The organism is Saccharothrix luteola, assembly GCF_020859565.1.
In the GTDB taxonomy this organism is placed as follows: domain Bacteria; phylum Actinomycetota; class Actinomycetes; order Mycobacteriales; family Pseudonocardiaceae; genus Actinosynnema; species Actinosynnema luteola.
In genome coordinates this window covers 253,928-269,989 of the sequence record NZ_JAJHUO010000001.1, presented here as the reverse complement: position 1 = coordinate 269,989, position 16,062 = coordinate 253,928, and the positions used below count along the sequence as shown (strand labels likewise).

At 70.3% G+C, this 16,062-nt stretch carries 9 protein-coding genes; 7 read left to right on the top strand and 2 right to left on the bottom strand.

What is annotated here, in order from left to right:
* Positions 1-37: 37 nt before the first annotated feature.
* Entirely contained in the window at positions 38-1,696 is a 1,659-nt protein-coding gene (locus LNK82_RS01025; RefSeq protein WP_230564964.1) for an amidohydrolase, read from the top strand.
* A 72-nt stretch (positions 1,697-1,768) separates the two neighbouring features.
* Here the strand turns inward: LNK82_RS01025 and LNK82_RS01020 are convergent, their stop codons facing one another.
* Positions 1,769-6,040 carry a S8 family serine peptidase gene (locus tag LNK82_RS01020; protein ID WP_230564963.1) on the bottom strand — a complete coding sequence of 1,424 codons (4,272 nt, stop codon included), beginning with the start codon at positions 6,038-6,040 and terminating at the stop codon, positions 1,769-1,771.
* Between the two features lie 417 nt (positions 6,041-6,457).
* Between LNK82_RS01020 and LNK82_RS01015 the strand changes: the two genes are divergently transcribed.
* From LNK82_RS01015 to LNK82_RS01005, 3 genes are all read left to right on the top strand, one after another.
* On the top strand, positions 6,458-6,919 hold the full coding sequence (locus LNK82_RS01015; protein ID WP_230564962.1) for a hypothetical protein: 462 nt from the start codon (positions 6,458-6,460) through the stop codon (positions 6,917-6,919).
* Positions 6,920-7,619: 700 nt separating this feature from the next.
* Positions 7,620-9,491 carry a PLP-dependent aminotransferase family protein gene (locus LNK82_RS01010; protein ID WP_230564961.1) on the top strand — a complete coding sequence of 624 codons (1,872 nt, stop codon included), beginning with the start codon at positions 7,620-7,622 and terminating at the stop codon, positions 9,489-9,491.
* A 302-nt stretch (positions 9,492-9,793) separates the two neighbouring features.
* A complete protein-coding gene (locus tag LNK82_RS01005) occupies positions 9,794-10,090 on the top strand; it encodes a hypothetical protein (RefSeq protein WP_230564960.1) in 297 nt (98 codons plus the stop codon).
* 118 nt (positions 10,091-10,208) lie between these two features.
* Here the strand turns inward: LNK82_RS01005 and LNK82_RS01000 are convergent, their stop codons facing one another.
* On the bottom strand, positions 10,209-11,369 hold the full coding sequence (locus tag LNK82_RS01000; protein ID WP_230564959.1) for a GTP-binding protein: 1,161 nt from the start codon (positions 11,367-11,369) through the stop codon (positions 10,209-10,211).
* A gap of 1,549 nt (positions 11,370-12,918) precedes the next feature.
* Here LNK82_RS01000 and LNK82_RS00995 point away from each other — a divergent pair.
* From LNK82_RS00995 to LNK82_RS00985, 3 genes are all read left to right on the top strand, one after another.
* Positions 12,919-13,797 (top strand): ABC transporter substrate-binding protein, encoded by an 879-nt coding sequence (locus LNK82_RS00995; RefSeq protein WP_230564958.1) that lies wholly within the window; start codon positions 12,919-12,921, stop codon positions 13,795-13,797.
* 83 nt (positions 13,798-13,880) lie between these two features.
* Positions 13,881-14,966, top strand: a complete 1,086-nt coding sequence (locus LNK82_RS00990; protein ID WP_230564957.1) for a FecCD family ABC transporter permease — start codon at positions 13,881-13,883, stop codon at positions 14,964-14,966.
* 49 nt (positions 14,967-15,015) lie between these two features.
* Positions 15,016-15,792 (top strand): ABC transporter ATP-binding protein, encoded by a 777-nt coding sequence (locus LNK82_RS00985; protein WP_230564956.1) that lies wholly within the window; start codon positions 15,016-15,018, stop codon positions 15,790-15,792.
* The last annotated feature ends 270 nt before the right edge of the window (positions 15,793-16,062 follow it).

Genomic DNA, 16,062 nt, shown 5'->3' with positions numbered 1-16,062 from the left:
CGTAGCTCTTCCCCCTTCCCACTCAGGAGACGCCACCATGAGCCAACGCGCGGACCTGATCGTCACGAACGGGGCCGTCTACACCTGCGACCCCTCCCGGGAGTGGGCCGAGGCGTTCGCCGTCGCCGGCGGCGAGGTCATCGCCGTCGGCAGCACGGAAGAGATCGCCGCACTGTCCACAGCGGACACCGAGGTTCTCGACGCCGGCGGGCGCATGGTGATGCCCGGGCTGTGCGACGTGCACACCCACATCGGGCCGGGCGGCACGCAGGCCGCCTGGGAGCTGGCACTCCCGCCCACCGACACCGTCGACGAGATCCTGGCGAAGGTGGGGGAGCGTGCCGCCACGCTCGCGCCGGACGAGTGGCTCGTGGGCGGGATCGTCGGCAGCACCGTTCTCGACACCGTGGCCAAGGGCGGTTACCTGCACGCTCTGGACGAGGCCGGTGCCGGCCGACCGGTGATCCTCCGTGACGACTCCATGCACAACCGGTGGGTCAACTCGCGTGCGCTCGAGCTGATGGGGGTCGGCGAGCACACGCCGGACCCCGAGGGCGGCGCCTACGTGCGCGACGTCGACGGCAAGCTGACCGGCGTGCTCCACGAGATGGCGTCCAAAGTGGCAGAGGACACCGCGATCGCCTCCATCCCGGACCTGGCGGACCGGCACGCGGTCTCGTTCAAGACCGCGCTGGGTATCCTGAACTCGTTCGGCATCACCGCCGCCCAGGACGCCGGCACCCTGGAGTACGGGCTGCGGGCGCTGGCCGATCTCGACGACAGGGGCGAGCTGAGCGCCTGGGTCGTGGCCTCCCTCCCGGCTCGGCCGTTCTTCGAGGAGGGCCTGGTCGGGGAGGACCTCTACGCCGTCGCGGGCACCTACCGACGGACGCACGTCCGGCCCGACTTCGTCAAGCTGTTCCTCGACGGCGTTCCCATGACCCGGACGACGGCCATGCTGACGCCGTACCTGTGCCACGGGGACCACGAGGACCCCACCTACAAGGGCGAGTCGTACTGGACGCACGAGGACCTGGTGCGGACCCTCGAACGGTGCTGTGAACTCGGACTCGGCGCCAAGCTGCACGCGACCGGGGACGCCTCGGTGCGGCTCGCGCTCGATGCGATCGAAACAGTCCGAGCGGCACGGGGCGACGGCCCGGTCTTCCAGATCGCGCACGTGGAGTACGTCGATCCCGCCGACCTCCCTCGCTTCGCCCGACTCGGCGTCATCCCCGACGCCTCGCCCTACATCTGGTACCCGAACGTCTTCCAGGAGAGCATCGCCAACCAGATCCCGCCGGAACCGTTCAGCCGCAGCTGGCCCTGCAAGGACTTCGTGGACAGCGGCGCGCTGCTGTCGGCCGGTTCCGACTGGCCGGTCGTGCCGCTGCCCAACCCGTGGATCGGCCTGGAAACGCTCGTCACGCGCGCCAACCCCGACCCGGCGGTCCCCGGCGAGCTCAATCCCGCGCAGCGGCTGTCGTTGCCCGACGCCATCGCGGCGTTCACCCGCAACTCCGCCAAGGCCATGGGGCTCGGGGACGTCGTCGGAACCATCCGCCCCGGTTTCTCCGCGGACTTCGTCGTGCTGAACCACAACCTGTTCGACATCACGCCCGACCGGATCCACACCACCCAGGTCGAGCGGACCTTCTTCCAGGGCAAGGCCGTCTACGGCAGGTCCGCCGGCTGACCGGCGTTCGAGGCCAAGCGACGTGTGACGTCCGGTCCCGCGGCCGCACCGCCGCGGGACCGGACGGTCCCGTTACCTGACGCCCGCCGGTTCGGCCACGACCAGCTCGTCGGCGTTGGTGACGGAGATGCCGGCACCGGTGAACGTGTCGGCCACGTGGTACGTGCCGGGCGCACGCACCAACAACGACATCCGCCACGTGTGCTCCGAGCCGGCGGCCACCGCCGCGTCGGCCGTGACCACGCCGGTCAGGGCGCCGCCATCACGGGTCAGCGCCACGCGTTGCCACGTCGTCCCGACCCTGATCCGCAGCACGACGTCGCTCGGCGCCAGGCTCCGCTCGGCCGCGACGCGCACCGTCCAGGACATGGGCCCGGAGCCGGCGGTGCCGCTGTTGACCACCCGCACGTCGTACTGCGTGTGCACACCCGGCACGAACGTGGCGCGCGTGTCCGTCACCGACACCACGGCCACCGGTTCCGGCCCGACCCGCAGTCGGGACTCACCGGTGAGGTCACCGGAATAGCCACCGGTGTCCACGTCCAGGGCCAACCGGTACGCCCCGTCAGGGGTCCCCGGTGCGAGCGTGAACGTGTAGGGCCGGGCGTTCCAGCTGATCGAACCGGCCCGGACGGGCGTGCCGTCCGGCGCGAACAGGCGCAGGACCGGTTTGAGCTCGTTCGGCGCCGCCGCCCGGACCAGGCCCTCGACGTCTTCGAGCGCCGCGCGTTCCGGCAGGTCCAGGAACGGCCGCACGGCGGAGGCCATCACCGTCGCGAACGGCACGCCGTGCGCGTCGGTCACCGACCAGTCCGCGGTGGCCTTGCCGTCGGCGCCGACCACGACGTCGCCGAGCGTGACCTTCGCCGCGCCGCCGAAGGCGAACGAGACGTCGTACGGGGTGGTCCAGTCGAGCCCGGAGACCTTCGTGCTCGGCAGGAACCAGTCCTGTTCGAGGTGCCGCACCGAGTGCACGGTGACCGCCTCGTACCGGTCCAGCGTCGCTACCAAGGTGCCCGGTTCGTAGCGGTACCCGTGAGGTGCGGTGGCCGACGGGCGCACGAACACCGAACCGGTGTGCCGCCCGTCGGCGGCGTCGAGCGCGATGTCCGCCCGCACGGCGAAGTTCTCACCGATGGACGACGTCCGTGCGCCACCCGCGAGCACCCGTGGCGCGAACGAGATCGCGTCGTCGTCGATCACGGTGATCTCGCGGTGCAGCAGGTAGGCGTCGCCGCCACCCTCGGGCGTCGGCTTGCGCACGACGAGCGTGTACCTGCCGACCGGGTCCGGGATCTCGAACGAGAGCTTGCCCGCGCCGTCGGTCTTGCCGAGCCCGCGGACCTGGCCGGCGGCGATCAGCTCGACCACCGCGCCCGCCAGGGGACCGACCGCGGCCGCGCCCGGCGCGTCCACTGTGGACACCGCGAGGTCGACGCGCGGCGCGCGCACCCGGAAGGAGCCGGTCAGGTGACCGACCTTCACCGCGAACGTGCCCAGCCGGTCGGGGTCGACCGTCCACGTGACGGTCTTGGACTGGCCGGCCGCCAGCTGCACCGGCGTGGTCGCCTCGACCACGCCGCCGACCTCGAGCGCCGCGCGGTAGGTGCCCGCCGCCGATCCGACGTTCTTGACCTGGACCGTCACCGTGACGTTCTCACTGGCCTTCAGCACACCCGGCGACACCTTCAGGTCGTGCAAGGCGTAGTAGGGCTGATCCGGGTCCGGCGCGGGTGAGGCCCAGTCGATCGCGTTCAGGAACACGTCGGTCGCCTCGGGCGACCAGTCGACCGGTCCGCGGGTGGCCGACACGCCGTGCAGCGACAGCAGCACGTGCCGGTTGGAGGCCCGCTGGTCGACACCGATGCCGCCGCCCATCACGCCCTCCACCGTCCGGCCGAGGCTCGCGATGGTCTGCCTGCCCTCGCCGGAGTACCCGTCGAACCACGCCACCCACTTGGCCTGGGTGCTGTCGTCGAGCGGGATGCGGTCGCCCACGGCGTACCCGTCGAAGATCGGGTGCGCCGCGGTCACCTCGTAGTACGACACCGCGGACGTGCCGCCACCGGTGTTGGAGCCGGTGGACACCGGTTGCCCGGTGTGCTTCGACAGCTGGCGGATGCCGTTGCCCGTCGTGTAGGCGTGGTCGGTGAAGATCACACCGGTGCCGTTGGCGTCCGTCGCGTCCAGGAACGCCTGGAACGCCGCCGCGTCGTAGTCCGCCGTCAGGGTCCCGTAGCCGAGCACGACGGTCGCGTGCCGCGCCGCCTCGTCCAGCTCGTCCCAGCTGTAGTAGGCGGTCTCCACACCACGGGGCGCGAACACGACGTCGCGGTACTGGTTCGCCCTCGACTCCGAGCTGTCCACGATCGCCACCGTGCGGGGCGGCACGCCGAAGGCGAAGTCGGCGGTGCTCGCCTCGCCGGCGACGACGGTCACCTCGACCTCGCCCGGCGCCCGGAACGCCGGGTACGAGGCGGCGACCCGGTAGGTGCCGGCGGGCACGCCGTCGATCGTGTACCTGCCGTCCGCGCCGGTCACCGCGGACAGGTCGGTGGGCACGCCGGTCACCTCGACCGTGACGCCGGGTATCCCGGACCCGGAGGCCTCGAGCTTGGCGACCCCGGTCACCCGGCCGAAGGGCGCCGGGGTGAGCACGACGTCGACCGCGGCGAAGGAGTCGGGGGCGACCGTCGCGGCGGCCGTGGCCTTGCCGAACCCGAACGCCTCGACGGTGACGGTGTAGTCGCCCGGTGCGAGCCTGGTGGTGAAGGAGCCGTCCGCGAGGGTGGCGAGGGTGCGGCCGCCCGGTTCGACCGTGATGGTGGCGCCGGCGACCGGCGAGCCGGAGGCGGCGTTGGTGACGGTGCCCCGGACGCCCGAGTCCAGCGCGACGAAGCGGGTCGCCTCGTAGGCGTCGATGCGGCCCCTGCCGAACCGCGTGTCGGGCGGCGCGCCGGCGTACCGGTCGTCCCAGAACCCGGTGTCCGCCAGGACGTCCACCACTTCGGACACGGGCAGGTCGCCGGCGGCCGACAGCATCAGCGCGACGGTGCCCGCGGTGTGCGGGGTGGCCATCGAGGTCCCGGACAGGGTCCGGTAGCCGCCGCCCGGCGAGGCCGAGTACACGTCGACGCCCGGTGCGGAGATGTCCGGCTTCACCCAGCTGCCCGGCCAGTCGGCGGGCGGGTTGGTCCACTGGTCCTTGCGCACCACGGCGCCGCAGGAGAACGACGCGACGCTGTCGGAGCTGTCGGTGGCGCCGACGCCCACGGCTTCGAACACGTTGCCGGGGCTGGCCGTGCCGATCGTGCCGCAGTTGTTGCCGATCGCGAAGGCCGGGAACGAGCCGAGCGCGCGGATGGCGCGCGTCGGTTGGACCATCGCGGCCTGGAAGCCGTTGCCGCCCAGCGACATGCTGACGACGTCCGCGGGCCGCCCCGCGGGGTTGCCCGCCGAGTCGACCGGTGCGACGGCCCACTGCATACCGGCGGCGACCTGCGCGAACGAACCGCTGCCACCCGGGATCACCAAGCCGTGCATCATCTCGGCGGCGGGCGCGACGCCGATCGCGGTGCCGGAGGTGGCGCCGCCGTGGATGGTGCCCGCCACGTGGGTGCCGTGGTAGGCGGAGTCGCGAGGCGCCGAGGCGACCCGGTTGCCCGAGGAGTCGAACTCCATCCAGCCACCGGGGTGCTTGGCGTCGGCGGGGTTGTCGGTCACCATCTTCCCGGCGAGGTCCGGGTGGGTGATGTCCACACCGGTGTCCAGCGTGGCGATGCGCACGCCACTGCCCTTGACGCCGAGCTCGTCCCAGACCCGCGCCGCGCCGATCTTCTGCAGGCCCCAGGTGAGCTCGGCGGCCGGGGCGACGTCGGAGGTGCTCGTGACGGGCTCGGGTGCGAGCACCTCGAAGTTCGGGACGAGCTGCGTCACGCCGGGCACGGCGGCGAGCGAGTCGAGGGTGCCGGTGTCCGCGGGGAACTCGACCAGCAGCATGTTCGTGAGCCAGAACCGGTTGACCACGGTGGCGGTCTCGCCGATCGCCGCGGCGACCTCTGCCTGCGTGTCGGCCGCGTGGTCGCGGAGGGTGCCGAGGAGTTCGTCGCGGTCGCCGGACAGCACGGCGTTCGGGAGCATCAGCAGCGCCTGCACGGGCTCACCCGGCGTGGCCGCCCGGACCTCCGCGACGAGTTCGGGTGCGACGGCCGCGGGGGAGGCCTCCGGCGGTGGGGAGGACGGGGACAAGGCGGCGAACAGACCGACGGCGGTCGCGACGGCCAGCCACGGTCTGGCGGAACGTCCGGGAGGGCGTCTGAGCTTCGGCAGGGACGAGTGGGGCATCCGGCGTCTCCTTGGTAAGATGTTTTTGCCCCTCTGACCCTGGTTGAAATTCACCGTCCGTCAAGGGATCGGTTGGCTCCACGGGCGGAGCCGAATGCCGCACGTGGCCGACCCGACCCGCTCTGCCTGGCGCGTGAAGGGCGGCTGACCCGGTTCTTTCGTCCTGGTGACGATATGGCGGGAGCAAACGCCCGCGGTCGCGCGTCCTCTCCGGAGTTCGGGTAGTCGAAGTCGCCGGGCGTGAGGTCCGTCAGCGGCTCGGACTGGAGCGGGGAAGCCGGTGTCGTCGACCGTCGACGCGTCCCGGACTGCTGCAAGTGCGCTAACGGGCGATCATGCCGAAGCGACAGGGGTGGTGTGGAGTTCGACTACGGCATCGAGGGCTACGAGCCGCGGTGGTTGCGCGGGTGCCGGGTTGTGCGGACCGAGCACGGTGAGCGGCTGCGTGGGCTGGTCGGTCGCGTGCTCACCCGCGGTTGGGTGACGGTGGACCCGGCAACGGACATGTGGTCCACCCAGTGCCCGGTGCTGCTGGACGTCGAAGGCGAGCAGGTCGAGATCAACCACAAAGGGGCCTTCGACATGTCCATCACCTGGAACACCATCGATCCGACCCGACCGGTGGTCCGGCACAACCTCCGGTGGAGTTGGCGCGATGACATCGCGTCCGAACTGGTGCTCTTGCGGGGCCGGCCCGTACGCGCTGTCGATCTGCTCGAGTGGTTCGTCCACGACGACAACGAGGACGACGAGATCCGCGACATCGCGGTCGCCCTCACCATCGGAAACACCGAGCTTGTGATCTACAACGAAGCCGACGACACCCGACTGCGAACCGGCCCGCCGACCCCATGGCACCGCCGCCACCACATCGGCTGACCGACCATCCACTCCCCGCCTTTCGCCGAAGGAGGAGAAGCGCCGCACCTGACCGAAGGTCAGGCTCAAAGACGCAATCCGGATGATCGCGTCGTGAACTGGGCGTCTCCTTGCGCTGCTTCCATAACCCCTGGGAACTCGCGGGCCGGACGTTGACTTTTTCGGCGCCTGATTCGGAATGCTCACATCGTGTGTGTCACCGGCGCACGTTCTGGGTGATGACACCTTCGAGTCGTCAACCGCGCCGTTGCCCCGGGAATCCGCCGTGTCGACGTGCCGCAGTGGTGCCTCGCGCGTTGCCCCCGGCGGCGGAGCAGAAGCCTCCGGCGTGGTTCGCAGCGCCCGTCGTAGAGCCGGCCGTAGAGGGTCACGTACACCGACGATGCCGCCGCAACGGCCAGGACTGCATCGAGCAGGTCTCCGAACCGCCCGGATCGTCGCGACCAGGAGCACGAACGGGCGTGGATTGGCTGCGCGGACAAGGGCACGAGGTTCACACGCGTACGGGGGTCCATTCGGGTGCGTCCCCCTGACCTTGTTGCACCGTCTGGAACGCCGGCGGCTGCCAAAGGGGGAACATCCGCCACGGACAGGTGAATCCGCCGGTTCGTGATGTGGATCGTCTGTGAGCCGGTGGCACGCTCCGACCCACACGACGGCGGACCGGTGCGGGTGGTCCGCCGGGTCGAGAAGGGACGCCATGAGCGGGCACTCCACCGAGCGGCAGCACCCCGATTTCCCCTACGGGCCGAACGACACCGCGTGGTCCTCGTTGTTGACCTCGGCAGGCTTGGACGACGGGCGCGCGTCGGTCATCGCCGGGCCCGCTCGCGACCCGAGGGAGGCATACCCGAGCGACCCGGAGTTGGAGATCGGGGAGTTCGAGATCCCCGCCGAGGGGTTGAACGCCCAGCAGCGGAAACGGGCCCTCAACCGGTTGGAGACCTACCTGGTCGGCAAGCACGAGACCATGGTGGGGTTCCAGGGCAACCAGGACATGGGCCACTGCCAGCAGGACCTGGCGCGGTTCCTGGAGTTCCACCTCAACAACATCGGCGACCCGTTCCAGCAGGGCAACTACAAGCTCAACACCAAGATCGTGGAACGCGCGGTGCTCGACCACTACGCGTCGCTCTGGCGGGCGTCGTGGCCCTACGACGCCGACAACCCCGACAGCTACTGGGGCTACGTGCTGACGATGGGCTCCACCGAGGGCAACCTCTACGCCCTCGCCGCCGCCCGCGACTACCTGTCGGGCAAGAAGCTGATCACCGAACCCGGCGGCGGTGGTGAGCAGCAGGAGTCACAGATGATGTACGTGCAGGCCGCGCCGCCGACGCCGGCAGCCGGCAGAGGTGGCACGGGTCCGGAGAACCCGAACAACGCCTACCGACCGGTGGCGTTCTACTCCGAGGACACCCACTACTCGGTGATCAAGGCCGTCCGGACGCTGGCGATCGACACCTTCGCCGCGATCGGCAGGCAGGAGTACCCCGGGCAGTGCCCCGTCGCCGACGAGTGGCCGATGGAAGTCCCGTCCAAGGGAGGCGCGGACGGCAGCGGCGAGATCGACGTGGACAAGCTGGAGCGACTGGTCCGGTTCTTCGCCGAGCGCGGGCACCCGATCCTCCTGCTGCTCAACTTCGGCACCACCTTCAAGGGCGCCTACGACAACGTCGAGAAGATCGCCGTCCGGCTCATCCCGATCCTCGCGGAGAACGGCCTGCTGGAGCGCGACATCGAATTCGAGCCCGGACGCACCGATCGGCGCCGGGGTTTCTGGGTCCACGTCGACGGCGCGTTGGGCGCGGGGTTCATGCCGTTCCTGCGGATCGCGGCGGCCGAGGAGCACAGCAGCGAACTGGCCATCCAGCTGCGCCGGGAGATCAAGGGCAAGATCCCCGAGTTCGACTTCGGCTTGGAGGTCCAGGGCGTCGACGTGGTCAGTTCCCTGGTGATGAGCGGGCACAAGTGGCCCGGTGCGCCCTGGCCGTGCGGGGTGTTCATGACCAAGAACAAGTTCCGCGTCGAACCATCGGCCAAACCGGCCTACACCGGTTCCCCCGACACCACGTTCGCCGGCTCGCGCAACGGACTGTCACCCCTGGTGCTGTGGAACCACCTGGCGTCCAAGTCCATCCGCGAGCACGCGGCCTCGGCGGTGCGCGCGCTGCGCGTCACCCGCTACCTGGAAAGCTCGCTGCGCGAACTGGAGGACCGGCTCGACCGGGAGGACAGGCTCCCCGAGGGCGGCCTGTACGTCGACCGCAGCGCGATGGCCCTGACGGTGCGCTTCCGCCAACCCATCGAGGCGATCATCGAGAAGTGGTCGCTGTCCTGCCAACCGATGCGCATGAACTCCGGCGAACTGCGCCAGTACGCCCACGTCTTCGCCATGCCGTCGGTCACCGAGGAGAAGATCGACGTGTTCATCGAGGACCTCTTCGCGGAAGGCGCCTTCGACCGGCCCGAACCACAACCGCGGCCCGAACGACCGGCCGGCGCGTCGACCTTCGCCACCGACGTGCAGCCCCTGGCCCTGGTGCCCGTCATCGGCCGAGGTTTCCAGTGACCGGACAGCGCCGTCGACATCTGGCTACGCCGCATCTGAAACAGGACTGACCGGCATGTCTCGAACGGCCCGCCGGCGGTCGGGGTCGGCCGCGATGCGCGGTTCCAGGGCGAGCGTGGCGTCCTGCACGGCGCAACTGTCATCTCAAGGTCGAGTGTCGAGTGTCGAGTGTCGTTAAGCCTGTCGGGTGAAGTCGGACATGCGGCATACATGCGCATGACCTAATGTGTTGTTGCGCTCGGTCACCAGTGTTGGGACATCCGGGTGAGATGGAGTCCAGGACATCGAAAGGCGGGTCGCTCATGACCACCGCACACCTCGAACACGCCGACCACACCCACGCCCACCGCGAAGGCTGTGGGCACGTGGCGGTCCCGCACGGCGACCACGTGGACTACGTGCACGACGGCCACCTCCACCGGGTGCACGACGGGCACTTCGACGAGTGCGAGCCCGGCGACCACGGCGCCCACGACGACCACGGCCACGCGCACGGCGAAGGCTGCGGGCACGTGGCGGTCCCGCACGGCGACCACGTGGACTACGTGCACGACGGCCACCGCCACGCCGTGCACGGCGAGCACTACGACGAGCATTGATCTCACTTCGGACCGCGCCTCGGCGGTCATGGCGCCCGCCACGGGGCCGGACGCGCTGGTGAACGTCCCGGACGTCCCGTGCGGGCTCGGACGACGCTCGCCCGAGCCCGCACCGCGCTCAAAGCTCCAGCAGATGCCTCGGGAGTGGGGCGACGTGCGCGTGGTCGTGGGCCTCCAGGTCGTCCCATGCGGGCAACGGGTCGTCGAACTGCCGCCACGCGGCGGGGCCTGCCGCCAGTTCGGTGTCGGTCAGCAGGGCGGGGTCGAGCCTGCGGCGGGGTTCATCGAGGTCGAGGTCGACGCCGATGAACACCAGTTCCTGGCGGGCGGTGTGGCCGTCGAGCAGTTCACCCGGTTCGATGGTCATGTTCGGCCCGGCCTGCGACCAGACGGCGAGGGTGTGCGGGCGGCTGGCGATGTGGCAGAAGCCCTTGCTGCGCACGACGGCGTGCCAGTCTTCCAGGGCGGCGGCCAGCCGTGAGGGGTGGAAGGGGCGGTCGGCGCGGTAGGTGACCGAGCGGATGCCGTACTCCTCGGTCTCCGGGGTGTGGGAGCCCGCCAGCTCCTCGGCCCAGCCCGGTGACGTGGCGGCGGTGACGGGGTCGTACCGGCCGGTGTCGAGCACCTCGGACAGGTCGACCACGCCGCGGTGGGATCGGATCAGGCGGGCGTTCGGGTTGAGCTTGCGCAGCAAGCCTTCGACCACGGCGAGCCGGTCCGGTGTGGCGAGGTCGGTCTTGTTGAGCACCAGCACGTCGGCGAACTCGACCTGGTCGACCAGCAGGTCGGAGATGCCGCGCTCGTCACCCTCGGCGGCCTCGATCCCGCGCTCGTCGAGCCGGTCGCCGCGTTCGAGCTCCACCAGGAACGTCGATGCGTCGACCACGGTGACCATGGTGTCGAGGCGGGCGTGGTCGGACAGGCTCGTGCCGTCCTCGAACGTCCACTCGAACGTCGCCGCCACCGGCATCGGCTCGGAGATGCCGGTGGACTCGATCAGGATGGTGCCGAAGCGGCCTTCCCTGGCCAGCGCGCCTACGCTCTCCAGGAGGTCTTCGCGCAGCGTGCAGCAGATGCAACCGTTGGTCAGCTCCACCAGCCGTTCGCCGCCGCGCCCGGAGACGAGGGCGGCGTCGATGTTGACCTCGCTCATGTCGTTGACCACCACCGCCACGCGGCGCCCCTCGCGGTTGGCCAGCACGTGGTTGAGGAGGGTGGTCTTGCCCGCGCCGAGGAAGCCGGACAGCACCGTGACGGGAACGCGCGAATCGGTGGTCATGGGGTTCTTTCCGGGTGATGGCGGTGCGCCTCGCGGTCACGGCGTGGAGCACCCGCTGGTCAACGTCCTTGGCGGGGTATGTCGGCAGGATGATCTCCCCGCGACCGCACGCTACCTCCAGTAGGAAACGACAATCGTTTCCGTTAGACTAGCCCACGTGGGACCCCGGGTCCTACTGGTGGCCGGTCTCGCGCCGCACGACACGTGGCCGAGGCGGTGGCCGCGGTCCATGCCCTGCCAGGTCGACCTCGGAACAGTCGAATGTTGTTGTGAGAGAACGCGAGGACCCTAGAACGCGTGAAGATCGTCGCTTCTGCGGTCGTCCTGGACGAAGTGCGTGCCCCACGCAGGCCCTGCATAGCTGACCCGGTAGCGGTTGGCGGCCGCGTGCGCCCGCGCTTGAGCGGCGAAGGTTCCGTCATCGGGCGGCTCGCCCGGCCCGGGCGTCGAGAACGGGACGCAGTCGACGTCGAGCCGTTCTGCTCGAGGAGCAGCTCCGCGAAGTGGACCTCCATCCCGAGCAGGAGCCCGAACCGCAGGCCGCCGACGGTGAACGTCTTCGGGGTCGATCAGGGCGTGTACATGTAACTGATCTTGGTGTTCGACAACATGCGCTCGTCGTACCGCGTGACGAGCCTCCCGCGGTCGGAGATCACGTACCGGCTGTTGTGCGGGCGGTTGGGCGCTGTCAGGCGATGGGATGAGCCGAGAACGGTCCAGAGCCCCGGTTCCCCTGCCAGTTCGGCGATCGCCGTCAACTCCTGCCGCAGTGCGCCCCAGGCGAACAACTCCCAGTTCGCCGGCCCGGCCTCGGCCGGGTCGCCCCGGACAGGATGTGCTTGTCGGGAACGCAGATCGCGCTCTCGGGGAAGTGCACCAGCGTTGCGCCCGCCTCGCGGGCCTCCCTCATCGCCTGACGTATTTCCCGTCCGCTGACGTGGAATTCGGCGCTGTCGCGGGGGTCGCTGCGCATGGCGGTCTGCGCCACGGCCAGTCGCACGGGTTCGGTTTCCTCGGAGTCCGGCATGACTTCTCCTGGCGGAGTCGACCGGAAGTGCCCCAGGCGGAAGGCCGCAGGGCAGCGGGGTACCGAGGCGGACGGACTACGGCAGCGACCCGAGACGAGAAGTCCCTTTGCCTCCGGCCAGGACTGCGCTGGGGACAGTCGATGGAGGTTGGGCGCGGGCCACGCCGGGCCCGACCCTAGCGATACGACCTGGTCGGGTCAACAACATCGCGTGTCCGGTCCTGCCGGTGCGCGGCGTCACGGCCTGATCGTCGTGCACCGGGCCGCGATGTGCGGGGGTTGCGCCTCGATTGGACGTGGCGGTCGCAGGTGTACCTGTGCTAAAACGATAATCGTTGTCGCGGTCGCTGGTGCGCACAGACGGCCATCGAGACGTCGTCACGCTCCTTTGGAAAGGATCTCTCGCTGATGCGATACCCCATGCGGCGCACCGGGCTGGTGCTGGCGTCCGTGGTCGCTCTGACGGCCTCTGCTTGCGGTAGTGCGGATCAGGGGACGCGGACCGCCGCCGAGGGTTACCCGATGACGGTGCGGAACTGCGGTCGGGACGTGACCATCGAGAAGCGGCCGGAGAAGTTGTACGTCATCGGCGGTGAAGCGGGCACCCTGGTGCACGCCGCGGGCGGCACCGATCGGATCGGCACTTTCTCCCCCCTCGCGGGCGAGCCCTTGGGCGATGCGGAGGAAGCGCTCAAGCAGCGGACGCAGGCTCCCATCAAGAGCTCGAAGGACATCTCACGCGAGGCGATCATCGCCGCGAGCCCCGACCTGGTCGTCACCTACGGCCTCAACGAGTTCGGTCCCGAGGACCTGGCCGAGGCCGGGATCCCGACCCTGGTGATCAGCGGCTACTGCGGCGGGTTCGGCGCGGGTCAGTCGGATGTCACCGACCCGCTGGGGGAGCTGTTCTCCGACGTCGAGACCCTGGGCAAGGTGCTCGGCACCGGCGAGCAGGCCACTCGCGCCGCCGCCGGGCTGCGCGACCGGGTCGAAGCCGTCCGGGAGAAGGCACGACAGACGCCGCCCGCGAACCGCGAGACCGCCGCGGTCTTCGTCGCCACCTCGGACAGCCCACTGGGCGCCTATGGTCGTCGCAGCATGGTTCACCAGCAGTTGGAGGGCGTCGGGCTGTCGAACGTCTTCGAGGGGACCGACGAGCGCTACTTCGAGCCGAACACCGAAAGCCTCGTGTCGTCCGCGCCCAAGCGCTTGATCGCCTTGTACGAGCCCGGTGACATCGACGAGAAGTCGGTGCGCGAGGCGCTGACCGGTCGTTCCGAGTTGGCGACGATCCCGGCCATCGCCGAAGGCCGGGTCCTGGTGCTGGACTTCTACTACTCGGGTCACGGCACTCTGGCCGTGGACGGCATCGAGCGGTTGGCCGAGCAGCTCGGCGGCTGAGGCGCTCGGCCCCGGCCGACCGGTCCTCGACCCAGGTCCTCCGACCGGGCAGTCGAACCACGAGACCACCGAAAGGCGGCAGGATGGCAACGGTCACCGGGACCGTCCGGGACGGGGACGGCACCACCCCGGACGACCTGGATCGCAGGTCCCGCTCCAAGCGGACGATCCTGTGGGTGACCGGTCTGTCCCTCGTCCTGCTGACGAGCGTGCCCGTTGCGATCGGGCTCGGACCGGTGTCGATACCCCCTGGCACCGTGGCGGGAATCCTCGGTCACCACCTCTTCGGCGTCCCGGACGTGACGTGGACCCCGGCCGAGGACAACGTCGTGTGGCTGGTCCGCGCTCCCCGCGTGCTGCTCGCCGTCGTGGTGGGGGCGGCGCTGGCGATCTCCGGTGTGGCCCTCCAAGCGCTGGTGCGCAACGTGTTGGCCGAGCCGTACCTGCTCGGGATCAGCGCGGGCGCGTCCACGGGGGCGGCCCTGACCCTGCTGTTCGGCGTGGGCGCCGCCCTCGGCGCCGGCTCGTTGGCCGGCAGCGCGTTCATCGGTGCGGTCGCGGCCACCGCGGTGGTCTTCGCGTTGGCGCGGGGCAGCGGCCGGATCACCGCGGTTCGGCTGCTGCTGGCCGGGGTCGCGGTCGGGTACGTCCTCAACGCCGCCACCAGCTTCCTGATCTTCGCCTCCGACACCCCGGAAGGCGCGCGAGCCGTGCTGTTCTGGCTGCTCGGCTCGCTGACCAGGGCGCAGTGGTCCGGTGTGCTGATCGCCGGCGCGTTGACGCTGCTCGCCTTCGTGGTGCTGGTGATGTGGTCGCGGCGGCTCGACGCGCTGAACTTCGGCGACGACACCGCTCACGCGCTCGGCAGCCCGCCCGCCAGGGTGCGGGCACAGGCGCTCGTGGTCGTGGCGGTCTGCGTCGCCGCCGCGGTGGCGGTGTCCGGCGGGATCGGGTTCGTCGGCCTGATCGTGCCGCACGTCGCCCGGTTGTGCGTGGGCGGCGTGCACCGCCGGCTGCTGCCCGTCGCCGCCCTGATCGGCGCGTCGTTCCTGGTGTGGGCGGACGTCGTCGCCAGGCTGGCGTTCGCCCCGCGTGAGTTGCCGCTGGGCATCGTCACCGCGGTCGTCGGTGCGCCGTTCCTGGCGATCCTGGTGCGCCGCCTGCCCTAGACCGGACGGTAACGGACCCCGTGCCCGGGAACACCCTGGAAGGTGCCACGTGATCAGCGCATCCGACGTGACGTTCGCCTACGACGACACCCCGGTGCTCGCCGGGGTCACGCTGAAGGCGGGTGCCGGTGACGTCGTCGGGCTCATCGGGCCCAACGGGAGCGGCAAGACGACCCTGCTGCGCGTCCTCTACTCGGCGCTGGTGCCGCGGGGTGGCGTCGTCCTGGTCGACGACGAACCGGTCGCGGCGCTGCGTGGGCGGGAACGGGCCCGGCGGATCGCCGTGGTCGCCCAGGAAACCCCGTCCGACATGCCGGTCACGGTGGCCGACATGGTGCTCCTGGGCCGTGCGCCGCACCGGTCGGCCCTGCAGTCCTACACCGTCGAGGACCACCAGTTCGCCGCCGCGGCGTTGAGCCGGGTCGGGATGCGCGGGCTGGCCGACCGCTCGTTCACCGCGCTGTCCGGTGGTGAGCGGCAGCGCACGCTCATCGCGCGGGCCATCGCCCAGCAGGCCGGTCACCTGCTGCTGGACGAGCCCACCAACCACCTGGACATCCGGTACCAGCACGAGGTCATGGGACTGGTGCGGACGATCGGCATCACCACGGTCGTCGTCCTGCACGACCTCAACCTGGCCGCGCGCTACTGCGACCAGGTGGTCCTGCTGAACGGTGGTCACGTCGTCTCGGCGGGCCCGCCGGTCGAGGTGCTGGCGCCGGAGGTCCTCGAACCGGTCTACGGGGTGGGCGTGCGGGTGCTCCACGAGGAGCACTGCGTCCAACTGGTGTTCAGCCCCGGGCTGCGGACACCTGCTGAGCGATAGGCGGGCGCGGAACGGCTCGTCCCGGCGAGGTCCGGCCGACGGGCGACCTCCGCGCGCAACGCGATACCAGAAGCCGTTGGCACTGGTCCAGGGCCGGGAGAAGGACAGGCTTCGGAACACCGATGCCGTGGCGGGTTCTTGTTGTGCCGCATGCCCACCTCAGGGGTTTTCCGCTCCCTGAGCCTTGCATTGGTAATGATTATCGTTCAAGGTAAGGGTGGCCGGTCTAGCCGTGGAGGGCAGATGTCACGTCCTGGTCTGACGACCACG

What these genes read in the sequence shown, in the direction of transcription:
- LNK82_RS01025 (WP_230564964.1), top strand. Translation starts at nt 38, where the DNA reads ATGAGCCAACGCGCGGACCTGATCGTCACGAACGGGGCCGTCTACACC.
- LNK82_RS01020 (WP_230564963.1), bottom strand. Translation starts at nt 6,040, where the DNA reads ATGCCCCACTCGTCCCTGCCGAAGCTCAGACGCCCTCCCGGACGTTCC.
- LNK82_RS01010 (WP_230564961.1), top strand. Translation starts at nt 7,620, where the DNA reads ATGAGCGGGCACTCCACCGAGCGGCAGCACCCCGATTTCCCCTACGGG.
- LNK82_RS01005 (WP_230564960.1), top strand. Translation starts at nt 9,794, where the DNA reads ATGACCACCGCACACCTCGAACACGCCGACCACACCCACGCCCACCGC.
- LNK82_RS01000 (WP_230564959.1), bottom strand. Translation starts at nt 11,369, where the DNA reads ATGACCACCGATTCGCGCGTTCCCGTCACGGTGCTGTCCGGCTTCCTC.
- LNK82_RS00995 (WP_230564958.1), top strand. Translation starts at nt 12,919, where the DNA reads ATGACGGTGCGGAACTGCGGTCGGGACGTGACCATCGAGAAGCGGCCG.
- LNK82_RS00990 (WP_230564957.1), top strand. Translation starts at nt 13,881, where the DNA reads ATGGCAACGGTCACCGGGACCGTCCGGGACGGGGACGGCACCACCCCG.